Source organism: Pedobacter sp., from assembly GCF_045628745.1.
Lineage (GTDB): Bacteria > Bacteroidota > Bacteroidia > Sphingobacteriales > Sphingobacteriaceae > Pedobacter.
On sequence record NZ_JAZQPU010000062.1, the window covers coordinates 35,646 to 45,052 of the forward strand.

Annotated in this window: 8 protein-coding genes; all 8 read right to left on the bottom strand. The window is 39.5% G+C overall.

The window, feature by feature from the left end; translation table 11 throughout:
* Window positions 1-11: 11 nt before the first annotated feature.
* Genes ACR2F7_RS02920 through ACR2F7_RS02955 form a run of 8 tightly spaced genes read right to left on the bottom strand, consistent with a single transcriptional unit; the run spans window position 12 to window position 9,363 of the window.
* Window positions 12-1,385, bottom strand: a complete 1,374-nt coding sequence (locus ACR2F7_RS02920; protein ID WP_432712113.1) for an MFS transporter — start codon at window positions 1,383-1,385, stop codon at window positions 12-14.
* 39 nt (window positions 1,386-1,424) lie between these two features.
* On the bottom strand, window positions 1,425-2,084 hold the full coding sequence (locus tag ACR2F7_RS02925) for a bifunctional 4-hydroxy-2-oxoglutarate aldolase/2-dehydro-3-deoxy-phosphogluconate aldolase (protein ID WP_432712114.1): 660 nt from the start codon (window positions 2,082-2,084) through the stop codon (window positions 1,425-1,427).
* Window positions 2,074-3,093 carry a PfkB family carbohydrate kinase gene (locus tag ACR2F7_RS02930; protein ID WP_432712115.1) on the bottom strand — a complete coding sequence of 340 codons (1,020 nt, stop codon included), beginning with the start codon at window positions 3,091-3,093 and terminating at the stop codon, window positions 2,074-2,076. Before ACR2F7_RS02930 ends, ACR2F7_RS02925 begins: the two co-directional genes overlap by 11 nt.
* A gap of 1 nt (window position 3,094) precedes the next feature.
* Window positions 3,095-4,495, bottom strand: a complete 1,401-nt coding sequence (gene uxaC / locus ACR2F7_RS02935; protein WP_432712116.1) for a glucuronate isomerase — start codon at window positions 4,493-4,495, stop codon at window positions 3,095-3,097.
* 18 nt (window positions 4,496-4,513) lie between these two features.
* Window positions 4,514-5,329, bottom strand: a complete 816-nt coding sequence (locus ACR2F7_RS02940) for an SDR family oxidoreductase (RefSeq protein WP_432712117.1) — start codon at window positions 5,327-5,329, stop codon at window positions 4,514-4,516.
* Complete coding sequence (gene kduI, locus ACR2F7_RS02945; protein ID WP_432712118.1) at window positions 5,329-6,168, bottom strand: 5-dehydro-4-deoxy-D-glucuronate isomerase; 840 nt, start codon at window positions 6,166-6,168, stop codon at window positions 5,329-5,331. Before kduI ends, ACR2F7_RS02940 begins: the two co-directional genes overlap by 1 nt.
* Window positions 6,169-6,192: 24 nt before the next feature.
* Window positions 6,193-7,845 (bottom strand): UxaA family hydrolase, encoded by a 1,653-nt coding sequence (locus ACR2F7_RS02950; RefSeq protein ID WP_432712119.1) that lies wholly within the window; start codon window positions 7,843-7,845, stop codon window positions 6,193-6,195.
* A 15-nt stretch (window positions 7,846-7,860) separates the two neighbouring features.
* Window positions 7,861-9,363, bottom strand: a complete 1,503-nt coding sequence (locus ACR2F7_RS02955) for a tagaturonate reductase (protein WP_432712120.1) — start codon at window positions 9,361-9,363, stop codon at window positions 7,861-7,863.
* Window positions 9,364-9,407 lie beyond the last annotated feature (44 nt).

Below are 9,407 nucleotides of genomic sequence, written 5' to 3' on the forward strand. Positions count from 1 at the left end.
GTGTAAAGGTCTTATAAATCGGTAATGGGTCTGTATTTAGGTACCAAAGATTTCATCACTACCCATGCTACTAAATAAGCCACAGCACAAATAGCAAACATAATGGTATAACCAGTTTGGATGTGTCCTTGTTCTTTGTAATAATCAAATAATGCACCACCCAATTTTGAAATCACAACGCCACCAATACCACCTGCCATGCCACCAATTCCGATTACAGATCCAATTGCTTTTTGAGGAAACATATCAGATACAGTGGTGAAAATATTAGCCGACCATGCCTGGTGAGCAGAAGCACCAATACCAATCAAAATAACTGGTATCCAGAAAGTATAATGTCCTAAAGGCTGTGCCAGAAGCACTAATAAAGGAAATAGCGCAATAATGAACATGGCCTTCATTCTACCATCATACGCGGTATAACCTCTTTTCATGAAATACATAGGGAACCAACCGCCACCAACACTACCAATCATCGTCATACTGTATAAAACAGCCAGGGGAAGCATAATTGCGGTATTATCCATTCCGTATTGTACATTTAAATAAGACGGCAGCCAAAACAAGAAAAACCACCATACACCATCAGTCATAAATTTACCAAAGGTAAAAGCCCAGGTTTGTCTATATTTAAAAAGTTGTACCCAAGATACTTTTTCAATATTTGGTGCTGGATCAGTGGTGATAGGCTCAACACCTTCAGCATCACTTAAAATGTAGGCACGTTCAGCGTCCGATAAACGTTTTTGTTTTGCTGGAATCTCATAAAAGATAAACCACAAAATCAGCCATAGAAAACCTACAGCACCGATAATAATGAAGGCAGCTTCCCATCCATATTTCAAGGCTATCCATGGCACTGTTAATGGTGCCAATACAGCACCCACATTTGCTCCTGAATTGAAAATACCTGTGGCAAGTGAACGTTCTTTTTTAGGGAAATACTCTGCAGTAGCTTTAATCGCTGCAGGAAAGTTTCCCGATTCGCCAATAGCGAGTATGGCGCGGGAAAATATAAATCCAATCACGGAGAAAGAAACCCCGCTAATGCCTACAATACCTAAAATATTAACCAGGCCATGGCCCATTGGGATAGCCTTAGCGTGTAGAATAGCCCCTACAGACCATAAAATAATGGCAACGGCATAACCCCATTTAGTGCCTAATTTATCTACTATACGGCCTGCAAAAAGCATAGATAGCGCATACACAAATTGAAATGCAGCCGTAATGTTTGCATAATCAGTATTTGTCCAGTTAAATTCTTCAGCAAGCTGTGTATGTAAAAGGCTTAATACCTGTCTGTCAAGGTAATTAACGGTAGTAGCAAAAAACAACAGGGCACAGATGGTCCAGCGGTATTTTGTGATTTTGGTCTCGTTCATTTATATTTAGTTTTTGGTTATGATATTAATTCGTTGGTATTACCTGGAAATTTTCACCATATCAATAGTTTTTTGAGTTAGCACAGTTAGTTCTTCGTAATTTTTGGTCTCCATAATGCTTTTGCTGATCAGTTTACTACCCATCCCAACAGCACAAACACCAGACTTAAACCATTTTGTCATGTTCTCCTGCTCAATTTCTACACCTCCTGTAGGTATAAAAAGCTGTCCAGGGAATAATTCTTTAATCGAAGATAAATAAGCGGGGCCAAGCATATTTGCCGGAAACAACTTAATGATACCTGCCTGCAGCTGGTGTGCCGTATTGATTTCTGTTGGCGTAAAACACCCTGGAATCCATAACAAACCTGCATCGTGTACAATTTTTCCTACTGCCGGATCAACCACCGGACAAACGATAAAATGTGCACCTGCTTCAATAAATGCTTGTGCTTCTTCTGTATTTTTTATAGTCCCAATTCCTAAATGAAGGTCTTTCATTTCTGCTTCAACTGCCTTTACCAGGAACTTGAAATTTTCATAGGCTTCTTTGCCCCTGTTGGTATATTCTAGTACGCGAATTCCAGACTTGTACAGTGTTCTGATCAAGTCCAGACTTACTTGTGCATCTTCATAAAAGAACAATGGTAATAAGCCCTGATCGGTTATCGCTTTTAAAGAACTCTCTTTAGTTTTCATATTTTATTACAATTTCTTTAATCTCTTCTGGTTTCAATGTCGTGGCATCACTGGCAATAAACAGCTTTGAAAATGCCGCCGCAGTAGCAAAATCAAGGATCTCCTGTACTTGCTGTTTTTGATAAAAGCCATAAATTAAGCCCGCCATATAGCAGTCGCCACTACCCACTTTATCTAATATTTTTTCCGCCATGTATTGTTTTGATACATATAACTGCTGGTCAGTATAAAGGCATGAATAATACCTCACACCCTGGCCATGATCAAAACGGAAAGTATTGGCCACAGCCTTACACTTAGGGAATTGCTCCTGGATCAGCTTTGAGCTGCGTTCTGCCTGTTGCAGGTATTGTGCCTTGTCATCATTATCCACTAAATCTTCGTCTACAGTGATGCCGAGCATCTTTTCAGCAGCCCAAACATTGCCCATCACCACATCACAATATTTAACCAGCGAGGGTAAAACATCAATCGGCGCTTTGCCATATTTCCAGAGTTTCTCCCTGAAGTTTAAGTCAATAGAGATGGTGATATTTCTTTTCGATGCTTCAATTAAAGCTTCTTCACAAAGGTCAACTGTCAGCTGACTTAAAGCCGGACAAATGGCACTGAAATGGAACCAGGAAATATCTTTAAAAGCTTCATCCCAATTCACTACGCCTGTGGCTAAGGTTGCAAATGAAGAATTGCTTCTGTCGTAGATGACGCCAGCATTTTTCATGTCCTTGCCTTTGTGCAAATAATACAGCCCTATGCGTTCTCCCTGGTATTCAATTTTAGAAGTATCAATACCCAATTCATTCACATAAGCTACCAATTGCTCGGCAAGGAAATTTCTAGGCAAGGAAGTCATGTAGGCCGATGGAATGCCCCAAAGTGACAATGCGGTTGCTACATTTAATTCTGCCCCACCAACAAAAAAAGGCAGGTTATTTACCTTTAACCAATTTCCTTCAGGATCAGGACAAATTCTCAATAGCAACTCGCCGAAGTTTAATACTTTGCCCATTTTAAAATTTGAAGTATTCTTTAGCATTGTTAAAACAGATATCCTTAACCACTTTGCCTAACCATTCAATGTCTTCTGGCAACTCGCCATTTTCAACATCTTCGCCCAGTAAATTACAAAGTAACCTTCTGAAATATTCATGACGCGGAAAAGAAAGGAAGCTTCGAGAATCCGTTAACATGCCCACAAACTTGCTTAATAAGCCCATGTTAGAAAGTGCATTCATCTGGCGGATCATGCCATCTTTCTGATCAAGGAACCACCACGAGGAACCATACTGCATTTTTCCGGCAATAGAACCATCATTGTAATTTCCAATCATGGTAGCCATCAGCTCATTGTCTGCAGGGTTTAAGTTGTAGAGAATAGTTTTCGTCAATTGATCACTAGAATCCAACCTGTTGAAGAATTTCGATAGCATTGGTCCTTGTTGAAAATCACCAATAGAATCCCAGCCTGTATCCGGGCCAAGACTTTGCAATAAGCGTGAATTGTTATTCCTTAAAGCACCTAAATGGTATTGTTGTACCCAGCCTTTTTCATGATCCCAAACAGCAAAATGATAAAGCATGGCAGATTTAAATTGAAGAATTTCTGATGCCGATAAAGGTTGTGCAGCCATGATCTTCAAAAAGATCTGTTCTACCTCTTCATCGGTATAGTTTTCTGCATACATCTGCTCCAATCCATGATCAGAAACCAAACAGCCATTCACTGCAAAGTAATCATGTCTGCTTTTTAAAGCTGCTAAATAAGAATTGAAGTCAGTAACAGGCATTGCAGCTACTTCTTCCAGTTTGCAAATATAAGAAACCAGTGCAGGCAAATCATCAGCATGCATGGCTTTATCAGGTCTAAAAGCAGGTAATATTTTCAGGTCTATACCTTCAGCTTTAATTTGCTGATGGTAAGCCAGGTTATCTATAGGATCATCTGTTGTAGCCACAACAACGACCTTCATTTTACGTAATAAATTACGTACTGAATATTCCGGTGTTTGAAGTTTTGCTGTACACTCATCATAGATCTTTCTTGCCGTAGCAGGAGAAAGGATGTCATATACATCAAAATACCTTTGCAACTCTAAGTGTGTCCAGTGGTAAAGAGGGTTACGAAGCGTATAAGGGACAGTTTCCGCCCATTTTTCAAACTTCTCCCAATCGCTTTTATTTCCTGTAATATATTCTTCAGGAATACCATTGGCGCGCATAGCGCGCCATTTGTAGTGATCTCCATAAAGCCATACCTGCGTAAGGTTCTCAAAGTTCCTGTCTTCGGCAATTTGATCCGGAGGCAAGTGACAGTGATAATCTATAATAGGCATGTCTTTGGCATATTGATGATAAAGGACTTCTGCCGTTTTATTATTCAATAAGAAATTTTCGTCGATGAATTTTTTCACTTCAATTATATTATATTGTTAAACACCCCCGTAAACAGAGAAACCACCATCAATACAAATCATAGCTCCTGTTACAAATTTTGAAGCATCACTCAATAAATAAACGATAGCACCTTTCAATTCATCAGGATCACCAAAACGCTTAAACGGCGTTTGTTTAATCACCATGCCTCCGCGGTCAGTATAACCACCATCAGCAACAGTAAGTAAATTGCGGTTTTGTTCTGTTAAGAAAAAGCCCGGTGCAATAGCATTCATTCTGATTTTATCCCCATAACGGTTAGCCAATTCTACAGCAAACCATTGGTTATAATAATCAACTCCTGCTTTACCCATGTTATAGCCTAAAACTTTAGATATTGCTCTTTTAGAGTTCATGGAAGAGATATTCACAATGCTTCCTTTACCGGTAGCAGCAATAGCCTCTCCAAATACTTGTGTAGGAATAATGGTACCCCATAAGTTCAGGTCCATTACTTTTTTCATTCCATCAAGGTTCATTTTGAATATATCCTGATCAGGATTAATCACCCCTTCTGGTTGGTTACCCCCAGCGGCGTTCACCAAGCCATCAATACGGCCAAACTTTTCAAGAATTTGCTCGCGGCATTTGATGAGTTGATTTTCATCCATCACATCTGCCACTAAAGCAATAGCCTCGCCACCTGCCTGGTTAATAGCATCAGCACGCTCATTGGCAACCTCAGCATTTCTGCCTAAAATACCCACTTTACCACCTGCTTCTACAACGGCATTGACAAATGCACCACCTAAAATACCTGTACCACCGGTTACAATAATAACCTTATCTTTCAATGAGAATAAATTTTCCATTATCGTATATCTTGAATTAAAACAGGATCCATATCTGCATAATCCAGATTCTCGCCACCCATACCCCAAATAAAACTGTAATTTTTAGTTCCCGCACCAGAGTGAATGCTCCATGGTGGAGAAACTACAGCATCATGGTTACCCATTAAAATATGTCTTGTTTCTTGTGCTTCGCCCATAAAATGGAATACACGCTGATCTTCTTCTACGTCAAAATAGAAATATGCCTCCATTCTTCTGTCGTGTACATGCGCTGGCATGGTGTTCCAAACACTACCATTCGCTAAAATGGTTAAGCCCATTACCAATTGGCAACTTTGAATACCATCTTTATGGATATACCTGATGATTCTGCGTTCGTTAGCTGTATCTAAACTCCCCAATACGGCAGAGAAAGCATCTTTACGCTCTAATAAAGTTGTGGGGTGGTTGGTATGTGCTGGCGTAGATAAAAGGTAAAAAACCGCTGGCTGGTTAGCATCAACGCTTTTAAAGTTTACTTCTTTAACCCCTTTACCAATATATAAAGCATCTAATTTATTAACCGTATAAGCTGTCCCATCAGCTTCAATAACTCCTGCTCCACCAACATTGATGATCCCTACTTCTCTTCTTTCCAAAAAGAATTCAGCACGCAGGTTAGAGAAATTTTCTAAAGTAACAGTAGTGGTAACAGGATGAACTAAACCAATGATCATTCTGTCGTAATGTGTATAGGCATAATTTCCTTTGTCTGCTTCTTTTAAATTAGCTAACAAAAATTGTGACCTGATTTTTTCGGTATTGTAAGCTTTAAAATCATCCGGATGTACCGCATGTAATACTTTCATATCCTTCATTTGTGTATTATTTTTATTGTTAAATTATAATGATACTCCACGTTTCCATGGAATAAAGTCGTCTTGTATATGTTTAACCGCTTTAACCTGAATGTTTCCGCTGGCTACTTCTATCACATAGTTTAAGATCCGCTCTCCGGCTTCCTGAATGGTTTCTGTTTTAGCGATGATCGAACCTGTGTCAATGTCAATAATGTCATTCATTTTATTAAAGAGCACCGTATTGCTAGATATTTTAACGACCGGAGCAATAGGATTTCCTGTTGGCGTACCCAGACCTGTGGTAAATAATACCACGTTGGCACCCGAACCTACTTCAGCAGTGGTAGACTCCACATCATTCCCCGGTGTACATAAAAGGTTTAAGCCCGGTTTAGTTACTTTTTCTGGATAATCTAAAACGGCAACAACAGGCGATGTGCCTCCTTTTTTGGCAGCACCTGCAGATTTGATTGCATCGGTAATTAAGCCATCTTTGATATTTCCAGGTGATGGATTTTTATCGAAACCTGAACCTGCTGCTGTAGCCCTGTTGCTGTAAGTACGCATTAAATCCACAAATCTTGCTGCATCTTTATCGTCTACACAACGGTTAGTCAGGTTTTGTTCTACACCACATAATTCTGGAAATTCAGCAAGAATTACAGAGCCACCTAAGGCCACTAATAAGTCTGACGTATAACCTATTGCGGGGTTGGCAGAAATACCTGAAAACCCATCAGAACCACCACACTCCAAACCAATACATAATTTACTCAATGGAGCTGGTTTTCTTGCATTGCAATTAGCCGCCATTAAGCCGGCAAATGTTTGTTTAATTGCCAAAGAAAGCATGTCTGCTTCCTTACCAATGGTTTGTTGATCTAATACATATAAAGGCTTGGCAAAAGCAGGATCTCTTTTGTTAATTTCTTCTGTTAAGATGCTTACCTGTGCATTCTGGCAGCCTAAACTTAAAATGGTTGCCCCTGCCACATTGGGGTGGGTAATATAACCTGCAATTAAGCCGCATAATGTTTCTGAATCCTGGCGCGTGCCACCACAACCACCGGTATGTGATAAGAACTTTATGCCATCCAGGTTTGGGAACAGCTTATTTTCTTTCTTCCTGTTCTCCGTATGGGTAACTTGTGCATTTAAAATCTGGTCAATAGAAGCACCATTTTCATAAAGCGACATTAATTCCCGGGCCTGCGATTGGTAAGTTTCATTTCTGCCATAACCCAGGTTATTCAACAAGGCTTCCTGCAGCACTTCTACATTTCTGTTTTCACAGAATACCATAGGGATCACCAACCAATAGTTAGCTGTTCCTACCTGCCCATCAGGACGGTGAAAACCATTAAATGTTTTATCTTTCCATGCAGTGATATCCGGAGCAGTCCAACCAATTTTCTCTGTACCAAGGTCAAAATCTGTTGACGCATGGACAATATTTTCCGTTGTAATTAAAGATCCTTTGGGAATTGCTGTTTTAGTCTTGCCAACTAAAACGCCGTACATGATAATCTTATCACCTTCCCCCAAATCTACCATCGTAAATTTGTGTTTTGCAAGGATTTTATCTTGTAATACATAGGTTTCTTCCTCAAAATTAAGAACTTCTCCTTTAGAGAGATCACTCAATGCAACAATAACATTGTCGCCAGGATGAACTTTTAAAATGTTGTATTTCATGATTCTAGGCTGAATTTACAATAAAAACGCAGATATTGCTTGTTTTATGCTTGTTTCTTTTATCTCTAGGTAATATTTTGTCACCTGTTCGGTAAATCCTGTTAAAGATTGCAGATCTAGGCCCCAAAAGGCAGAATCTTTCATTATTTGACGAATGTAACTTTCTTCTGACGTTGCTACTACTTGCTTTTCGTGAAAATAGGCTGCACTGTCGTCATTAATAGGATATTCGACACCGCCATAATTTCCAAAGTACTTTCCATCCCTTTCTTCCGATTTCATGAAAGCAAGAAAAGCGGCGAAACCAAAGGCCATATAAGCAGGAATGGTGTGGTTAATTTTGAAGTAATTTTCCAACACAGGCAAAATCCTGATCTTCATTTTCATGGTATATTGCACTGTAATGTTGATCCACAGGTGTTCAATATATGGATTAGCAAAACGGTCTGTTACCACTTTTGCAAAGGCCTGGGTATCTGCCTCGTTGATTTCATAAGGAATAGCAGGGCCAATTTCCTGCTCCATTAATCGCTGAATATAGGTTTTTAGATTTTCGTCCTTCATGCCGTTTTTCACGGTGTCGATAGCAGAAAGTACTGCAATACCACAGCTTAAAGTATGTGTGCCATTCAGCAACCTAACTTTAAGCTCTCTGAAACGTTGAATATCATTGGTAATGACTACACCCGGGTCAGTTTGACTAAAAGACAAAATGGATGCTGCTTTTTCACTTCCTTCAATAGCCCATAATGAATAAGGTTCTACCATGGCCAATAAATTATCACTGTAACCCAGTTCAGTTTCCAGTGCTGTCAGCGTTGCCTGGTCAGGTTTTCCAGGAACAATTCGGTCAACCAAAGAATTGCAAAATTCTACATTAGCGGTCATCCAGCTATTGAAAGCTTCGCCTAATTGGTTAAATGCAGCTAAGTCCTGAACTATAGATGCTAATTTTTTACCGTTATCGGGTACCAGTTCTGTAGGGATCACCACTAAAGCACCCTCAGTACTACCTTCATATTTTTTAAACCTTTCAAAAAGTACAGCAAGTAATTTTGCCGGAAAGGATGCCGGTGGCTGTTGCGTAATGGATTCTTCCACATAGGCAATGCCAACTTCCGTTGTATTAGAAATGACAACCTGAAAATCAGGACTCTGAGCAAACTCAAGAATAGCATTCCATTCTTTATCTGCCGTAACCACCCTGCTGATGGCCGAAGAAATGATATTCTCTTCAACTGATTTTCCATTTTCAATCCCTCTGATGCAAAGGGTATATAAATTATCCTGTTCGTCAAACTCACTTGTTCCACCATTACTGGTTGATTTTACCACCACCACACGGCCATTAAAAACACCGTTTCTATTGGCTTTATCTATAAAAAAATCTGGAAGGCCGCGCAACAAAACGCCTGTTCCAAACTGAAGTACCTTTTCTGGAAGTTCAAATATTGCTTCATTCGGCACAATAACCTGTGCAGCATCTATACTTTTTAAATTTTCTCTCTTTAAGATCATTTATATCTTCTATTACATTTGGTCAAAAACAATTCTACATATTA